The 16,207-nt window shown below is 53.9% G+C and carries 15 protein-coding genes; 9 read left to right on the top strand and 6 right to left on the bottom strand.

Translation table 11 applies throughout. The features are described from left to right. Positions 1 to 4: 4 nt before the first annotated feature. Positions 5 to 898: a LysR family transcriptional regulator gene (locus M8Q36_RS04765; protein ID WP_249880165.1), complete on the top strand. Its 894-nt coding sequence runs from the start codon at positions 5 to 7 to the stop codon at positions 896 to 898. After that, positions 899 to 1,507, top strand: coding sequence for a histidine phosphatase family protein (locus tag M8Q36_RS04760; protein ID WP_249880164.1), 609 nt, complete (start codon positions 899 to 901; stop codon positions 1,505 to 1,507). Positions 1,508 to 1,523: 16 nt separating this feature from the next. Here M8Q36_RS04760 and M8Q36_RS04755 read toward each other — a convergent pair whose 3' ends face one another. The 3 genes from M8Q36_RS04755 to M8Q36_RS04745 all read right to left on the bottom strand — a co-directional run bounded on the left by M8Q36_RS04755 (position 1,524) and on the right by M8Q36_RS04745 (position 4,316). Continuing rightward, positions 1,524 to 1,904 carry a hypothetical protein gene (locus M8Q36_RS04755; RefSeq protein WP_249880163.1) on the bottom strand — a complete coding sequence of 127 codons (381 nt, stop codon included), beginning with the start codon at positions 1,902 to 1,904 and terminating at the stop codon, positions 1,524 to 1,526. Positions 1,905 to 2,038: 134 nt separating this feature from the next. After that, complete coding sequence (gorA, locus tag M8Q36_RS04750; RefSeq protein ID WP_020455643.1) at positions 2,039 to 3,391, bottom strand: glutathione-disulfide reductase; 1,353 nt, start codon at positions 3,389 to 3,391, stop codon at positions 2,039 to 2,041. Positions 3,392 to 3,473: 82 nt separating this feature from the next. Then, the gene (locus M8Q36_RS04745; protein ID WP_249880162.1) at positions 3,474 to 4,316 is read right to left on the bottom strand and encodes a 23S rRNA (adenine(2030)-N(6))-methyltransferase RlmJ; all 843 of its coding nucleotides are present in this window, start codon (positions 4,314 to 4,316) and stop codon (positions 3,474 to 3,476) included. 194 nt (positions 4,317 to 4,510) lie between these two features. Between M8Q36_RS04745 and M8Q36_RS04740 the strand changes: the two genes are divergently transcribed. From M8Q36_RS04740 to rsmJ, 3 genes are all read left to right on the top strand, one after another. Beyond that, positions 4,511 to 5,779 (top strand): acid phosphatase, encoded by a 1,269-nt coding sequence (locus M8Q36_RS04740; RefSeq protein ID WP_249880161.1) that lies wholly within the window; start codon positions 4,511 to 4,513, stop codon positions 5,777 to 5,779. Positions 5,780 to 5,963: 184 nt separating this feature from the next. Then, a complete protein-coding gene (gene prlC / locus M8Q36_RS04735; protein ID WP_249880160.1) occupies positions 5,964 to 8,006 on the top strand; it encodes an oligopeptidase A in 2,043 nt (680 codons plus the stop codon). A 4-nt stretch (positions 8,007 to 8,010) separates the two neighbouring features. Next, positions 8,011 to 8,763, top strand: a complete 753-nt coding sequence (gene rsmJ / locus M8Q36_RS04730; protein ID WP_249880159.1) for a 16S rRNA (guanine(1516)-N(2))-methyltransferase RsmJ — start codon at positions 8,011 to 8,013, stop codon at positions 8,761 to 8,763. Between the two features lie 189 nt (positions 8,764 to 8,952). Here rsmJ and uspA read toward each other — a convergent pair whose 3' ends face one another. Further along, positions 8,953 to 9,390: a universal stress protein UspA gene (uspA, locus tag M8Q36_RS04725; protein ID WP_007369617.1), complete on the bottom strand. Its 438-nt coding sequence runs from the start codon at positions 9,388 to 9,390 to the stop codon at positions 8,953 to 8,955. A 26-nt stretch (positions 9,391 to 9,416) separates the two neighbouring features. Between uspA and M8Q36_RS04720 the strand changes: the two genes are divergently transcribed. After that, positions 9,417 to 9,632: a hypothetical protein gene (locus M8Q36_RS04720; protein ID WP_097406451.1), complete on the top strand. Its 216-nt coding sequence runs from the start codon at positions 9,417 to 9,419 to the stop codon at positions 9,630 to 9,632. Positions 9,633 to 9,839: 207 nt separating this feature from the next. Next, positions 9,840 to 10,178, top strand: a complete 339-nt coding sequence (gene uspB, locus M8Q36_RS04715; RefSeq protein WP_017458289.1) for a universal stress protein UspB — start codon at positions 9,840 to 9,842, stop codon at positions 10,176 to 10,178. 61 nt (positions 10,179 to 10,239) lie between these two features. Here the strand turns inward: uspB and pitA are convergent, their stop codons facing one another. Beyond that, the gene (gene pitA / locus M8Q36_RS04710) at positions 10,240 to 11,736 is read right to left on the bottom strand and encodes an inorganic phosphate transporter PitA (protein WP_045507687.1); all 1,497 of its coding nucleotides are present in this window, start codon (positions 11,734 to 11,736) and stop codon (positions 10,240 to 10,242) included. Between the two features lie 229 nt (positions 11,737 to 11,965). Between pitA and M8Q36_RS04705 the strand changes: the two genes are divergently transcribed. Then, positions 11,966 to 13,168: a BaiN/RdsA family NAD(P)/FAD-dependent oxidoreductase gene (locus M8Q36_RS04705; RefSeq protein ID WP_249880158.1), complete on the top strand. Its 1,203-nt coding sequence runs from the start codon at positions 11,966 to 11,968 to the stop codon at positions 13,166 to 13,168. Between the two features lie 73 nt (positions 13,169 to 13,241). On the opposite strand, the gene M8Q36_RS04700 is transcribed toward M8Q36_RS04705, so the two are convergent. Further along, positions 13,242 to 14,078 (bottom strand): DUF1796 family putative cysteine peptidase, encoded by an 837-nt coding sequence (locus tag M8Q36_RS04700; RefSeq protein ID WP_249880157.1) that lies wholly within the window; start codon positions 14,076 to 14,078, stop codon positions 13,242 to 13,244. Positions 14,079 to 14,751: 673 nt separating this feature from the next. On the opposite strand from M8Q36_RS04700, the gene M8Q36_RS04695 reads away from it, so the two are divergent. After that, positions 14,752 to 16,173, top strand: a complete 1,422-nt coding sequence (locus M8Q36_RS04695) for a hypothetical protein (RefSeq protein ID WP_249880156.1) — start codon at positions 14,752 to 14,754, stop codon at positions 16,171 to 16,173. Positions 16,174 to 16,207 lie beyond the last annotated feature (34 nt).

Below are 16,207 nucleotides of genomic sequence, written 5' to 3'. Positions count from 1 at the left end.
AGTGGTGATCGACCTGAATTTGCTGCGGCTGGTGCCGATTCTGGCGAAAGAGAAGAGCGTGACTCGCGCGGCGCTGAAAGCGAATCTGTCACAATCTGCCTTTAGCCATGCCCTGAATCGCCTGCGTGAACAGCTCAACGATGAGATGTTTATCCGCACGCGCAACGGCATGGAACCGACGCCCTACGCCGCGATGATGATCCCGGTGATTGAGAGCGCGCTCAGCAAGCTGGATACCGCCACGCGCGGGCCAAGCCATTTCGACCCGCTGCGCGACGCGCACACGTTTTATATTGGCGCGGTGGATTATTTCGAGTTCATGTTTATGCCGGTGCTGACCGCGCGCTTTAAAACCATTGCGCCGAATGTCCGGCTTTCGGTCGATATTCTTTCAGAAACCATCAAGGTTGAGCGGGTGGAGCAGGGCCAACTGGATGCGTTTATCGGCGTCGATAACGTTCAGCATATCCCGCATTATTTTAATAAACATAAGCTTATCTCCGACCACTTTGTCGCTATCGCTTCCGTCGAACGCACCGATTTGCCGGAACAGCTCACCATGAGACATCTGGTCAGTGAAGCGCAAATCCATTTACCGGCGGTCAGCTCCGGCGCGGATCATATTGACGGCTGGTTGCTCGAACAGCACCTCTACCGGCCGCTGGCGACGGTGGTGCAAAGTTACGCCGTTGGCGGGCGCGTGGCCGTAGCGACTGGCTATTTGATGTGCGTGCCGTTTCGCATTGCCAGGGAGCTGGCAACCATGTTGCCGCTGCGCATTATGCAGTTGCCGGAGGGCGCGCCATCGTATGATTTGCTGCTGCTGACACACCGGTTGTTCGACTACCAGCCCGCAGTGCAGTGGCTGATTAACGAACTGAAGGCGGCGAGGATTTAGATGAAAGTGATTTTAATTCGCCATCCGCAAACTGAGTGGAACCGGGCGGGGATTATCCAGGGGCAGCTCGATAGCCCGCTAACGCCGCGCGGGCGCGAAGAGGGCCACGCTTTGCTTCGCGGGCTGCGGGATGCAGGGATTCACCCTGACGTCGTTTTTTCATCGCCGCTCGGCAGGGCGCAGCAGATAGCTTTGTTAATCGCGGAACAATATCACTGTGATATCCGCCTCGACGAGGCGTTACAGGAGCAGAATTTCGGTGAGTTTGATGGTCGGCTGCTGAGCGATATTCGCCGGGAATATCCCCGTTTCGCGGATGATGAGGCTTTTCAACCGCCGCAGGGCGAGTCGCTGGGGCAGGCTGCGCAGCGGTTGCTCGACTTTTTACATCGCTTGCCGGATCTCTGCCCGCATCACACGGTAGCGCTGGTGTCGCATGGACAAATTATGCAGGCGGCGATAGCGCAATTGCTGGAAAATTCCCTCGAAAATGTGGCGCGTTACCACCATCCCAATGCCAGTTATTCGCTGCTGGAGATCGACCACGGCACCTGCCAGGTGGTGCGCTGGGGAGTGGCTAGCCATTTGCTGCGGCGAAAAAGTTTTTAACTTCAGCGCGCCATGCTCACTTCTTAAAAAAACGGATGATCTTTTGCCACAATGACGTTTTGGTTGCAGAGCGTGCCCACGAAGGGTTGAGCAAATCCTCCGGCAGCAGATAGGGGCGATCATCATCATCGCGCAGGTGCGCATTCAGGGCTGTGGCAATCTCCAGCATTTTCTCGTAAAGCGGCTGCGTGGGCGATTTGCTGTAGATTTCGCCATCACGCCAATCCAGCCAGCAGGTTTCTTGCCCTTTCCAGATGACGTGAAATTCGCCATTTCGCCGATCAAAGGCGAGTTCGTTATCACTGTTAATCAGCGCTACCCATTCTTCGCTGCCGATCGGCTGCGTTTCGCTTTCCGCCCAACATTCCGCCCGGGTGATATGCATTTCCCAGCCCATTAGTGGCTCCTTTTTTGCTGCTGAATAATGTTGCTATTTTTTCAGAAAATCGCGCCGGTAAGACGGTAAAAAAAAGAAGCCCGCAGGGGCTTCTCTTCGTGTTTAACGCACAGGAAATACGTGTAGCGCGCTGCTTAACGCATGGTAACGAATTCTTCAGCGGCTGTCGGGTGGATTGCCACCGTGTTATCGAAGTCTTTTTTGGTCGCGCCCATTTTCAGCGCCACCGCGAAGCCTTGCAGCATTTCGTCCATGCCGGAGCCAATACCGTGAATGCCGACAATTTTCTCCTCCGGACCAACGCACACCAGCTTCATACGACACGGCTGGCGGTGAGTGGTGACGGCGGTATACATCGCGGTGAAGGATGATTTGTAGATTTTCACCTGGTCATCGCCGTACTGCTCGCGCGCTTGCGGTTCGGTGAGGCCAACGGTGCCAATCGGCGGATGGCTGAACACCACGGTCGGAATGTTGCTGTAGTCCAGATGCTCATCCGGCTTGTTATTAAACAGGCGTTCAGAGAGACGACGACCGGCAGCTACGGCAACCGGCGTTAGTTCCACCGCGCCAGTGTTATCGCCCACCGCGTAAATGCCAGGCACGCTGGTGTTCTGGAACTTATCGACTTCGATATACCCTTTGTCGTTGGTTTTCACTCCAGTAACCGCAAGGTTGAAATTATCGGTTGCCGGTTCGCGGCCAATCGCCCAAATCAGGCTGTCCACGGTTTGTGAACGGCCATCTTCCAGCGTCAGCGTCAGGCTGCCGTCAGCGTTTTTCACCACCTCTTTCGGCACCGCGTGGGTGTGCAGCGTCGGGCCTTCTGCCGCCATTACTTCCACCAGCGTTTCGGTGATGAGCGGATCAAAGCTGCGCAGCGGCGCATGTTTACGCACAAACAGGTGCGTTTCGGCACCCAGGCCGTTGATCACACCCGCCAGTTCCACGGCGATATAACCTGCACCAACCACCGCCACGCGTTTTGGCAGCGCGGGCAGGGCGAAGAAACCGTCGGAATCAATACCGTATTCCACGCCCGGAATATTCGGGTGGCTTGGACGGCCGCCGGTGGCGATCAGGATATGGTCGGCGGTAATCGTTTCGCCGTTCACTTCCACTGTTTTGGCATCAACAAAACGCGCGAAACCGCGGATCACATCGACATTGTTTTTACCCAGCACGTTATCGTACGAGGTATGAATGCGGTCGATGTAGGCGCTACGGCTGGCAACCAGTTTGCTCCAGTCGAAATGGTTTACGGTGGTGTCGAAGCCGTAATCCGGGCCGTACAGATGAATCGCTTCAGAAATCTGCGCTGCGTGCCACATCACTTTTTTCGGCACGCAACCGACGTTCACGCAGGTGCCGCCAAGTTCTTTTGCTTCGATCAGCGCGCATTTTTGACCGTACATAGCCGCACGGTTAATCGATGCGATACCGCCGCTACCGCCGCCAATAGCGATGTAGTCGTAATGTTTGCTCATGGTTGTTTCCTTAATCCTGAACGAAGTCGAAAATATTCGCGATTGTAGCGCGCAGCCGAAAAGGTTCCACCAATGGCTGCGATTACTCCGGCACCACCTGGTGAATCAGCGTATGCCCGGTGCCGGCTGGCACCAGTTTGCTGTGCAGCCACGGCAGCACGTTGTTCATTTGCGCTTCGAGTTTCCACGGTGGGTTAATCACAATCATGCCGGAAGCCGTCATGCCGCGTTGATCGCTGTCCGGGCGCACACCCAGCTCGATTTGCAGGATGTTGCGAATGCCGGTGGCTTCCAGATCGCGCAACATACGTTTGATTTGCTGGCGCAGCACCACCGGATACCACAGCGCGTAAACGCCGGTGGCAAAACGTTTGTGACCTTCGCTGATGCCGCTGACTACCGCCTGGTAGTCAGTTTTCATTTCGTAGGGCGGGTCGATAAGGATCAGACCACGACGCGAAACTGGCGGCAGTTTGGCTTTTAACTGCAGAAAACCGTCGGCGCGATCAACGCGGGTACGGCTATCTTTCTGGAACTCCTGGCGCAGCAGCGGGTAGTCGCTCGGGTGCAGTTCAGTCAGTTGCAGGCTGTCCTGCTCACGCAGCAGTTCACGGGCGATCAGCGGTGAACCGGGGTAATAACGTAACTGCCCGCTACGGTTGAAATGGCGCACCACGTTCATATACGGCTCCAGCTCAGCCGGTAAATCATCCTGCTGCCAGATACGGGCAATGCCTTCCAGATATTCGCCAGTGCGTTCTGCATGTTCACCGGAAAGCTGATAGCGCCCGGCACCTGCGTGGGTGTCGAGATAGAGAAACGGTTTCTCTTTTTCTTTCAGCGCTTCGATGATCAGGCTCTGAACGGTGTGTTTAAGGATGTCGGCATGGTTGCCTGCGTGGAAGCTGTGGCGATAACTGAGCATGGATACTGAGATTCCGGAAAATAAACGAGATTTCGCACAGTTTACCGCAGATTGGTGCAGATTACCGTAGCCCGCGCCCGCTTGTTTCAGCGGGGCGCAAAAGGTTTCAAAACATAACTGTGTCATGAAAATGTCAAACTGAGGGGCTAGCGTCGCTTTCAGGCAAGGTAATTGTTTGAATAAAAGGATAAAAAATGAAAATTCGTCTCACGCTTTTAACTGCCGCGCTGCTGCTGGCTCATCAGGCGAGCGCGAAAGATATTTCCGTTATGCAAGCGCGCGATATCGCAAATACGACGACGCCTGCGTCAGAAAGCCAGGCGTATGTTGCACTGGAAGCGCAGTCGCTGGCGGGCTTGCGCCAGGCGTTGCAGGGAAGTGCCTCCTCGTTGACGCGCGATCAACTTGAGCACTCAGCCCAGCATCAACAAGCGGACAACACGTGGCTAAAAGCGCGGGGTTATGACTTCCAGGTCAAAGCTAATCAGCAAGCCGGGATTGCGCTACTTTCCGCATTTAGTTCGCTGCCAAAAACGACGCTGGATGCCAACCTGCAAACTGCCGAGGAAATTAACCTCAACGCGACAAAAGGTTTACGTCGCCAGGCGCTGGCCGATGCCGAAGGCATCAGCTATCTCTACTTTATTGCCGATGCGCTGGGACCAAAGCTGGGCAAAGCGTTTCTCACCGCCTATGACAAAGGCGAGTTAGGTAAAGCCGCGGCGCTGATCAAAGCGACGGAGATCAGCACCAGCGCGGCGAAAAAGCACTTTGATTACAAGCGGCCATTCCTGATTGCTGGCAACACCATTCACCTTGTGGCGGACGATGTGGTGGTGAAAGACAATAAAGCCTACACCGCAGACGGCGGCTCTTTCCCGAGCGGCCACACCAATACCGGCTATACCGATTCGCTGCTGATGGCGGAAATGCTCCCGGAACGTTTTGATGCGCTGATGACGCGCGGTGCGCGCTACGGCTACTCGCGCGTGGTGTTAGGCGTGCATTACCCGCTGGATGTTATGGGGTCGCGCATGCTGGCGCAGCGCAATGTGGCGCATTACCTCAACGATGCGGCTTACCGTACGATGTTTAACGAAGCCCGCGATCAGTTGCGTGCCGCGCTGGAAAAAGAGTGCGGTACGACGCTGGCGCAATGCGCGCAGACCGCCGGTAAAGACGATCCTTATCGTGACCCGGCAATGCGCGATTTCTACCGCTTTACAATGACCTACGATCTGCCACAACAGAAAGGGGCAGCGAAAGCGGTGACTGTACCGCAAGGCGCAGAAGTGCTGCTGGAAGCGGCGCTGCCGAACCTTTCTGCCAGTCAGCGCCGTGCGTTGATGGTGAAAACGGCCTTACCGGCGGGTTATCCGCTTTCCGGCACGACAGATGAGCAAAATTTCTGGCAGCGTTTGAACTTGTCTGCCGCCTTCGAAATGGCGCATAAAGCGCGCTGAGTTACCCGCATAACGACGCCCGGATGGCGCAATGTCGCCGGGCTTTTTCTTCGCTGCTGCTTATTGCAGCGATACCCTGCTAAGCGCAACGTCCGGGATTGAAATCTCCTACACTTAACCCCATGCTAGAAAACATTGCCAAGCGCCTAAGCGCTTTATTCACCTCATTCCAAGGACTGCGCATATGACCAACCCTTTATTGACGCCTTTCGTGCTACCGCCGTTTTCTCAAATCCTTCCTGAGCATGTTGTTCCCGCCGTGACCAAAGCGCTGGACGATTGCCGGAACGCGGTGGAAAGCGTTGTCGCGCAGGGTGGCCCGTATACCTGGGCGAATCTTTGCCAGCCGCTGGCGGAAGTGGATGACCGTCTTGGTCGCCTGTTTTCGCCGGTCAGCCATCTCAACTCGGTGAAAAACAGCCCGGAACTTCGCGAGGCTTACGAACAAACGCTGCCGCTGCTCTCTGAATACAGCACCTGGGTAGGGCAGAACGAAGGGTTATACAACGCCTACCGCGATCTGCGCGATGGAGAGCATTACGCTTCGCTGAGTGTGGCTGAGAAGAAATCGGTCGATAACGCACTGCGTGATTTCAAATTGTCGGGCATCGGCTTGCCGAAAGAGAAACAGAAACGTTACGGCGAAATCGCCGCACGTCTCTCTGAGCTCGGCAACATCTACAGCAACAACGTGCTGGACGCCACCATGGGCTGGAGCAAACTGGTGACGGACGAAGCTGAACTGGCCGGTATGCCGGAAAGCGCGCTGGCGGCGGCGAAAGCACAGGCGGAAGCCAAAGAGCAAGAAGGCTGGCTGCTGACGCTGGATATCCCGAGCTATCTGCCGGTGATGACCTACTGCGATAACCAGGCGCTGCGTGAAGAGATGTATCGCGCTTACAGCACCCGCGCCTCTGATCAGGGGCCGAACGCCGGGAAATGGGACAACAGCCCGGTGATGACGGAAATCCTCGCGCTGCGTCACGAGCTGGCGCAACTGCTGGGCTTTGAAAGCTACGCCTTTAAATCACTGGCTACCAAAATGGCGGAAAACCCGTCGCAAGTGCTGGAGTTTTTAACCGATCTCGCCAAACGAGCGCGTCCGCAGGGCGAAAAAGAGCTGGCGCAGTTGCGTGCTTTCGCTAAAGCCGAGTTCGGTGTGGATGAGCTGCAACCGTGGGATATTGGCTACTACAGCGAAAAACAGAAACAGCATCTTTACAGCATCAGTGATGAACAACTGCGCCCGTACTTCCCGGAAGAGCGCGCGGTAAACGGCCTGTTTGAAGTGGTAAAACGCATTTATGGCATCACCGCGAAAGAGCGTAAAGATATCGACGTCTGGCATCCGGATGTGCGCTTCTTCGAGCTGTATGACGAGAGCAACGAGCTGCGTGGCAGCTTCTACCTTGATCTCTATGCTCGCGAGAACAAACGCGGCGGCGCCTGGATGGACGACTGCGTGGGTCAGTTGCGCAGAGCCGATGGTTCGCTGCAAAAACCGGTGGCTTATCTCACCTGTAACTTTAACCGCCCGGTGAATGGCAAACCGGCGCTGTTTACCCATGATGAAGTGATTACCCTGTTCCATGAATTTGGGCATGGCTTGCATCATATGCTGACGCGTATTGAAACCGCCGGCGTGGCGGGTATCAGCGGTGTGCCGTGGGATGCGGTCGAGCTGCCGAGTCAGTTTATGGAAAACTGGTGCTGGGAGCCGGAAGCGCTGGCGTTTATCTCCGGCCATTATGAAACCGGCGAACCGCTGCCGCAGGAGCTGCTGGATAAAATGCTGGCAGCGAAGAACTACCAGGCGGCGATGTTTATTCTGCGCCAGCTGGAGTTCGGCCTGTTCGACTTCCGTCTGCATGCTGAGTTCAGCCCGGAACAAGGGGCGAAAATCCTCGAAACGCTGGCAGAAATCAAACGCCAGGTCGCGGTCGTGCCGGGGCCGTCGTGGGGGCGCTTCCCGCATGCGTTCAGCCATATTTTCGCGGGTGGTTACGCGGCAGGTTACTACAGCTATCTGTGGGCCGATGTGCTGGCGGCGGATGCGTTCTCCCGCTTCGAAGAAGAGGGGATTTTCAACCGCGAGACCGGGCAGTCGTTCCTCGATAACATCTTGACCCGTGGCGGTTCGGAAGAACCCATGGAGCTGTTCAAACGCTTCCGTGGCCGCGAGCCGCAGATTGACGCGATGCTTGAGCATTACGGTATCGAAGGCTAACGCATTGAAAATTTGTTTGCAGGATGAAACAGGCGCCGGAGACGGCGCCTTATCTGTTCTTGTGGCCCGCTTTGGGCTGGAGCAGGACAATGACAACCTGATGGCGCTGGTGCTCACACCGACGCATCTGGAGCTACGTAAGCGCGACGAACCGAAGCTCGGCGGGATTTTTGTCGACTTCGTGGCAGGCGGCATGGCGCACCGACGCAAGTTTGGCGGCGGGCGCGGTGAAGCGGTGGCGAAAGCGGTCGGCATCAAAGGCAGCTATCTGCCGGAAGTAGTGGATGCGACCGCCGGGCTGGGACGCGATGCGTTTGTGCTGGCGTCGGTGGGCTGTCGGGTGCGGATGCTGGAGCGCAATCCGGTTGTCGCCGCGTTGCTGGAGGATGGTCTCAATCGCGGCTATGCCGATGCGGAGATTGGCCCGTGGCTGCGCGAGCGTTTGCAGTTGATTCATGCCTCCAGTCTGACGGGGTTGGTGGATATTACGCCGCGCCCGCAAGTGGTTTACCTCGACCCGATGTTCCCACATAAGCAAAAAAGCGCGCTGGTGAAAAAGGAGATGCGGGTGTTTCAGTCACTGGTTGGCCCGGATCTGGATGCCGACGGTTTACTGGAGCCTGCGCGTCAACTCGCCATTAAACGCGTGGTGGTTAAACGCCCGGATTACGCGCCGCCGCTGGCGGGGATCGCTACCCAATCGGCGGTTGTCACGAAGAGCCATCGCTTCGATATCTACCCCGGTTCGGGAGAGTAAACAGACGGCGGCATGGATTGCGCTCTGTAAGGGTGTACCAAAAACCTGCCACATCTGTGGGCTTAACCCGACAACGCGGCGCCAACGCCTGTTGATAGGCACGTGGAGTTTGCCGTGAGCAATAAAAAGCCCGGCCGCATTACGCGGGCCGGGCGGTATTTAGCCTAACGTTTAGCCGTTAGCGAAATATCAATCTTCTTCTTCATCCCGCAGCGGGACAATCAGCATATCAACGTGGACGGTGTTGATAAGCTGGCGCGCGGAAGACATCAGTTTGCTCCAGAAGTCCTGATGGTGGCCGCATACCACCAGATCCATATCGTATTTTTTAATCGCATCCACCAGTACTTGCCCCAGATCGCCGCTGCCGCTCAGGGTTTCAGTGATCGGGTAACCCGCGTTGGTGGAAAGCTCTGTCAGCGCCTGATGCGTTTCGTCGGAGATACGTTTTTGCATATCGCCGAGGTTAACGTCGATAAGGCCTGTATAAAGATCGGAGTAGTTTACATCGACATGAATCAGGGAAATTTTCGCGTTGTACGGTCGCGCCATGGATACCGCTTTCTCAACCAGCAATTTGCTTTCGGGGGAGAGATCGACTGCGATAAGGATATGTTTGTAAGCCATAGTGTTACTCCTTCCATAAGTTGTCGATGACCATCGGGGTTAAACCCCCTGATGCTGTTGCACTGCGCCCGCATCCTGCGTTTCACGTGAGCGTAGCGCCCGGCCTTAAAGATCTCATTGTGAAGATATTTCTACCTTATAACGCTCTTTTAGCACCGTCAATCAACCTGGATCACGATTCACTTAAGCCAGATTTACAGCCAGATGCATTGATGATGGTGATGCTGGTGGCAAAAAAATAAACTGATCTCCTACACTATAAATAAACCGTACGGAAAACAGACGGTGTCCCTCAGTTGTCTGGCGCATGGAAGCGAAGTCAATTGCGGGACACCGCCTGTGTTGTCATCCCGTACGGCGATTAATACTCTTCGTTGTTTGGCTTGGTTGGGTATCCGGGAGCGAGGGTCCAGGAGCGAATCTCTGTGGGCGGTCGCCGGGGAGGGGATATGGTAATCAGCACTGTTGCGCTGTTTTGGGCTTTGTGTGTCGTATGTGTGGTTAACATGGCGCGTTATTACTCATCGCTGCGTGCGCTGTTAGTAGTACTTCGCGGATGCGACCCTCTACTTTATCAATACGTGGACGGTGGCGGCTTTTTCACTTCCCACGGTCAACCGAGCAAACAGATGCGGCTGGTGTGGTATATCTACGCCCAGCGCTATCGCGATCATCATGACGATGAATTTATTCGCCGCTGTGAACGTGTGCGCCGTCTGTTCATTTTAACCAGTTCACTCTGCGGTCTGGTGGTGGTGAGCCTGATTGCGTTGCTGATTTGGCACTAAATTGAAACCATAAAAAAACGGGCCAGCAAGCGGGCCCGTTTTTTGTCGTGCGTGAAACGCGTTAAATCAGATGCAGCGCCAGCCAGTACAGTACGCCGGACAGAATAATCGATGCTGGCAGGGTGAAGACCCACGCCATCAGAATATTGGTCACGGTTTTACGCTGCAGGCCACCGCCGTCAACGATCATCGTCCCGGCAACGGAAGACGACAGCACGTGCGTAGTGGAAACCGGCATCCCGGTGTAACTCGCCAGACCGATGGAAACGGCGGCTGTCATCTGCGCGGACATCCCTTGCGCATACGTCATGCCTTTCTTACCGATCTTCTCACCGATGGTTGTCGCCACGCGACGCCAGCCGATCATCGTACCCAGGCCTAACGCCAGCGCGACGGCCATGATTATCCAGATTGGCGCGTACTCAATGGTGCTCAGCATATCGCCTTTCAGCTTTTTCAGCAGACGCTGGTCGTCAGCGCTGACTTCCGGCTGCTTCGCCACCTGGTCGGTGATATCTGACAGGCAGAGCATAATGCGACGCAACTGGCTGCGTTGTTCCACCGGCAGTTTGTCGTAGCTTTCAACGTTGGTCAGCATCGTTTTCGCGCGATCCAGCGCCATAATGGCGCGGCCCGGATGGCAATGGAACTCACCCGGTTGGGTGGCCACTTCTTCCGGCGTTGGGATGAGCGGATCGACACCGGTCACTTTTTGCAGCAGCGCCGGATGTTGCTGGAAGTACGTTTCCACGTTGTTGACGGCATCACGCGTACGGGTGATGTCGTAACCAGAGGCATTCATATTGACCACGAAGCCCGCAGGCGCAACGCCAATCAGCACCAGCATAATCAAGCCGATACCTTTCTGACCGTCGTTCGCACCGTGCGAGAAACTCACGCCAATCGCGGAGAGGATCAGCGCGATACGCGTCCAGAACGGCGGCTTTTTCTTGCCGTCGATTTTCTCGCGTTCAGCGGGGGTCATATGGATGCGCGCACGTTTTTTCGTATTGCTCCAGTAACGACGCAGGATAAACACCAAACCGCCAGCGAAGACCAGGCCCACGATCGGTGAAACGATCAGCGAAGCGAAGATATTCAGCACTTTCGGGATGTTTAACGCGTCCACCACTGAGGTGCCGGTCATCAATGCATTGGTTAAACCAATACCGATAATCGCGCCAATCAGGGTGTGGGAGCTGGAAGCAGGCAGACCCAAATACCAGGTGCCAAGGTTCCAGATAATTGCGGCCAGCAGCATGGAAAAGACCATCGCCAGACCATGCGCAGAGCTAACATTCAGCAGCAGATCGGTCGGCAACATATGCACGATCGCATACGCGACGCTCAACCCACCCAGCAAAACGCCGAAGAAGTTAAACACCGCTGCCATCACGACTGCCAGCTGAGAACGCATAGCGCGTGTATAAATGACGGTTGCTACGGCATTGGCTGTGTCATGGAAGCCGTTGATAGCTTCATAGAACAGAACAAAAACCAGAGCAAGCAAGAGTAATAGCCCGGTATGAAGATCCAGGCCGGCAAACAAATGTACCATAGGTCGTTAAGCCATTTTGAGGACATGAACGCGGCGCATTATCAGGGACATTGGCAGCGTCGGCAAAGTGAATTATGGATTTTTTTTGACATTATTTCTTAAATTAAACTGACATTTTAAAATTAATTTATATTTTTCAATGCCCTGTTACCATTCGCGCGTATTCACGCTGGTGCGACCAGCGTGAACTCTTTACAATCCGCCACGATTTATCAATGAGGGTGAAGTTGTGGAAAAGTTTGATGCCATTATTATCGGCGCCGGTGCGGCGGGCATGTTCTGCGCGGCGCTGGCCGGGCAGGCGGGTCGCCGGGTGTTATTGCTGGATAATGGCAAAAAACCCGGCCGCAAAATTTTGATGTCCGGCGGCGGACGCTGCAACTTTACTAACCTTTATGTCGAGCCTGCGGCATATTTGAGCCAAAACCCGCATTTTTGCAAATCTGCGCTGGCGCGCTACACCCAGTGGGACTTTATCGATCTGGTTGGTAAATACGGTATCGCCTGGCATGAAAAGACGCTGGGGCAGCTTTTTTGCGATGATTCGGCGCAGCAAATTGTCGATTTGCTGGTGGTCGAGTGCGAAAAAGGGAACGTCATCCTGCGTCTGCGCACGGAAGTGCTGAGCGTTGAGCGCAACGACGATGGCTACACCTTGCAACTCAATGGCGAAAGCGTGCAGGCGAAAAAGCTGGTCATTGCGTCCGGCGGTTTGTCGATGCCGGGGCTGGGCGCTTCGCCGTTTGGTTATAAAATCGCCGAACAGTTCGGTTTAAAGGTGCTGCCAACGCGTGCCGGATTAGTGCCGTTTACCCTGCATAAACCGCTACTGGAGCAGATGCAGACGCTTTCCGGCGTCTCGGTGCCATCGGTGATCACCGCCGAGGACGGCACGGTTTTTCGTGAAAACTTGCTGTTTACCCATCGGGGATTATCCGGCCCGGCCATTTTGCAAATTTCCAGCTACTGGCAGCCCGGTGAATTTGTCAGCATCAACTTGCTGCCCGATGTCGATCTGGACGGCTTCCTCACTCAGCAGCGCGATGCGCACCCGAATCAGAGCCTGAAAAATACGCTGGCGATGCAGTTGCCAAAACGGCTGGTAGAGTGTCTGCAACAGCTTGAGCAGATCCCGGATGTCACCTTGAAGCAGCTCAATAGCCGCGAGCAGGATAATCTGGTTGCGCTGCTGACGAACTGGCGTGTGCAGCCGAATGGCACCGAAGGGTATCGCACGGCGGAAGTGACGCTCGGCGGCGTCGATACCCATGAATTGTCGTCGCGCACCATGGAAGCCCGCAATGTGCCGGGCCTGTACTTTATTGGTGAAGTGATGGATATCACCGGCTGGCTTGGCGGGTACAACTTCCAGTGGGCGTGGTCGAGCGCCTGGGCCTGCGCACAAGCCTTAGCGGCGGAACCCTCGGCCTGAGCCCGCGTAACGCAGAAGAAAAAAGCCCAGCCCGGGCTTTTTTATCGCCGGTGAATCGCTAACGTTTCTTTTGTTACAGCGGCACGCCTGAGCCGGTGGAGACAAGTGCGCTGTCGGGGAGCGTGTGGCGCTTACTGAGATTGTATTGGTCCACTATCCCGAACATCTCGGCGAAAAGCGCATCGTCTTTTTTCGCCCAGAATGTCTCTAAATCATCCCCGCCCCATATCTCATGGGTATGGCATACAAATTCAAGCAAACCGCTTTCATGCGGCGTAAAGTCGATACGTTTGGCGCTATTTGCCGCAATAATGTGTTGATAGAAAAGCACGATCTTACAGTCGCAACCTTGCGCGTTATACAACGACAAGAATTCATTGAGATGTTCCCGTAAAAGGCAGAGATCGGAATGCTCGGTGATACGGTGATGATAAAGAAACACAAAATCTTTTTTGCCCCGGTATTGTAGCTGGCGGGAAATACGGCGTTGAAAGGCGCGGCTGTCTTCTTTAATTCTTAGCGGGTCATGATGGGTGAATTCAAAACCCAGCATATGCCTTTCGCTGTATTGCCCTGTACATTTTTCGTAAAACGTTGAACGCACAACGGCATGCTCGCCATCCGGGAAATGTTGTAAATGCTCTTTTTCCAGCAAATGACAATAGTCGTCTTTTTCCATTTGCAGAATATATTCAATATTTGAGCGCCCCGATGAAAAAACGGAACTGAAGGATTTTCGGTTATGTCGGCGAAGAATATCATCGGGAAGACAATTTTCACCCAATGAAATCCAAAGTACTTGCGAAGTGAAATTATTGCGATATTTCCATTTCTTATGCAGGTTACGCATTGTTCTTTTCAGCGATTTGAGGTTATCTCTCACGCGTTGTTTAATGGCTTCGCCTTTCATCAGGGGCACCTCATGTTGTTATTACACCATTCCAGATAAAGCGATGAGTGACCTTATCGCTGCTGATTTTATCTATTGCGCTGCCTCTGAATGTTTGTGCAGCGTTAAGGTAAGTGATTGTTATATTTATTCTTGTCTGACGCAGGGTTGCTATTCTGCGTAGGCGTTGTGAAATAAAGAAATTCGCTTTACTGACCGTGGTCAGTAAATGACGGGCGAATGCGTGACATCCGCTATTACTTCTCCTGGCGGATTTTAAAATAAGAAATTTTTGTTGATGGCCTGGTGGTGATTATTTCTTTGGCAGAAGAAATAAATTATGCCAGCCATAATAATAAAGTTAGGTCATATACATGATATATCCTGAGTTATGCGCTTCATTAAGAAATTCCTCACGGCACATTTCATAAGCGCCATGAACAGGAGATAAATTTGATATAAAGACTCACACGCCGTTACATATTTTACACTTTGTCTTGTCTTTACCCCTCATCAGGAAAATCTCAAAATAGTCCGCCGGGCTTGATGCAGGTCGCGGAATGAAAATAAAGCCGCGTCAATTTTTTGTGAAGCCGATTGTTTTTACGCATTTAATGTTTGCCGCTATCTGCCGATAACGTCAGGACGCCCTCCGTTGCGCAATTAGTGAAAATACCTCTGACAAGGAACGAGAATGAAAACCGGCACGTTACTCCTGCCTGCACTACTGGCCGTCGCTATTAGCGCACAAGCCACTGATTACCCTGAAATCCAGGGCAAAAAAATCGTCAGCAACACCGTAAACCCCTTACTGATGATGCGAGTGAATGACCGTATTTCCGCCCTGAACCAGCTGGTTTTCAGCGACGGGCAACACATTAACCGCTGGGATGGTTTTGATTGCACTACCAACAAAGCGGTGAAGCTGTACTGGGAAATGCTTGACGATCAAGAGGCAGTAATTCGCCGCTTCTACGGCGACAGCTACAACCGTTACGCGGAACCCAAACCCCAGAGCGCGCTGGATGATATTGCTAAAAATCTTTGCCAGGCTTCCCGACTGAAAAACCCAAGCTGGGTTTATATCGAGAAAATGTCGAAATATGAGACGCCAATTCTGCTGGATACGGCTTCAGTGTTGCGGGTTAACGAGTTGGTGATCGCTAAAATTGGCTTTGAATACAGCGAGATCACTTTCGATCCGCCGTATGACGCGCCCTACGATTTGAAACTTGAAATCCATGGCTATAACTGTGAAACCCAGCATGACAATGTGATTGCCGGGCTGGATATCACGCCCGAAGGTTATGTCTCGGACAGCCTGACCGGTAAAGCGGCACAGCGTCGCGCGGACACGTTTGTCAACACACCGGCCACCGTCGCTGCGTTCAAACAGCTTTGCGCCATGAGCACGCCTGCTGCGTTTAAAGGGGAAGGGGTGTATGTTCCGTCAACGAAGAAAAAAAGCGTCTCCACCCTCCTTGGCCCAAGTCTGCCAGACTTCACCAACAATTCACCGCAATGGATGACCCAGTTCCCGCTGCGCGCAGATATCGAAAAGCAGGCTCTGCAAATCGTTAATCCATGGGCCACACCGCGCTTTAAAAAGCTGACATGGAACATGCAGTGGAGCGATAACGATGTCGTACCGATGCAACTCGATGTGCAACCCAACGGGCTCATGCTGCTGCTGGAAAACTACAAAATGTTCAAGGCGCAGCGCCTGACGATGGGCAACCTTGGACAGTTAAAAGGCGCCATCAGTCTGAGTTATTCACCAACGGTAACCAGTGAACTTCACACCAATCTGCGTTTTCCGCTGTACCAGGGGCAGAAATTCACCTTTGATACGGTGGCACCGAAAACGGGTAAAGATGAGAAGAATACGGTGATCAATCGCCGGTGCGAAGTGAACGGCAGTGATGATGCGCATCAGATCAACAGTGCGTTCAGCGGGCGTTACTGGAAAGTAGTCTGCGAGATTGAAAGCGATGGCGAAACGCATAAAGAGACGCTGGCCTGGCTGTCTGATTTGAATGTCTTTATGCCGTTAACCCAGTGGGAAAAAGGCAAAGAGACACCGGTGAAAGTGACCGATGTTGAGGTAACACGCTAGTTAAACGTAGACCTGAGCCGACCGGCTCAGGTAC

The organism is Kosakonia sp. R1.Fl (genome assembly GCF_023516815.1).
GTDB lineage: Bacteria > Pseudomonadota > Gammaproteobacteria > Enterobacterales > Enterobacteriaceae > Kosakonia.
This window is presented reverse-complemented; position numbering and strand designations above follow the sequence as displayed.

Bases quoted from the DNA above. Each gene is read 5' to 3' on its own strand.
- M8Q36_RS04740 (WP_249880161.1), top strand. From the start codon at position 4,511: ATGAAAATTCGTCTCACGCTTTTAACTGCCGCGCTGCTGCTGGCTCAT.
- M8Q36_RS04720 (WP_097406451.1), top strand. From the start codon at position 9,417: ATGACCATCGGGGTTAAACCCCCTGATGCTGTTGCACTGCGCCCGCAT.
- M8Q36_RS04760 (WP_249880164.1), top strand. From the start codon at position 899: ATGAAAGTGATTTTAATTCGCCATCCGCAAACTGAGTGGAACCGGGCG.
- M8Q36_RS04755 (WP_249880163.1), bottom strand. From the start codon at position 1,904: ATGGGCTGGGAAATGCATATCACCCGGGCGGAATGTTGGGCGGAAAGC.
- uspA (WP_007369617.1), bottom strand. From the start codon at position 9,390: ATGGCTTACAAACATATCCTTATCGCAGTCGATCTCTCCCCCGAAAGC.
- M8Q36_RS04700 (WP_249880157.1), bottom strand. From the start codon at position 14,078: ATGAAAGGCGAAGCCATTAAACAACGCGTGAGAGATAACCTCAAATCG.
- M8Q36_RS04745 (WP_249880162.1), bottom strand. From the start codon at position 4,316: ATGCTCAGTTATCGCCACAGCTTCCACGCAGGCAACCATGCCGACATC.
- prlC (WP_249880160.1), top strand. From the start codon at position 5,964: ATGACCAACCCTTTATTGACGCCTTTCGTGCTACCGCCGTTTTCTCAA.
- M8Q36_RS04695 (WP_249880156.1), top strand. From the start codon at position 14,752: ATGAAAACCGGCACGTTACTCCTGCCTGCACTACTGGCCGTCGCTATT.
- gorA (WP_020455643.1), bottom strand. From the start codon at position 3,391: ATGAGCAAACATTACGACTACATCGCTATTGGCGGCGGTAGCGGCGGT.
- uspB (WP_017458289.1), top strand. From the start codon at position 9,840: ATGGTAATCAGCACTGTTGCGCTGTTTTGGGCTTTGTGTGTCGTATGT.
- pitA (WP_045507687.1), bottom strand. From the start codon at position 11,736: ATGGTACATTTGTTTGCCGGCCTGGATCTTCATACCGGGCTATTACTC.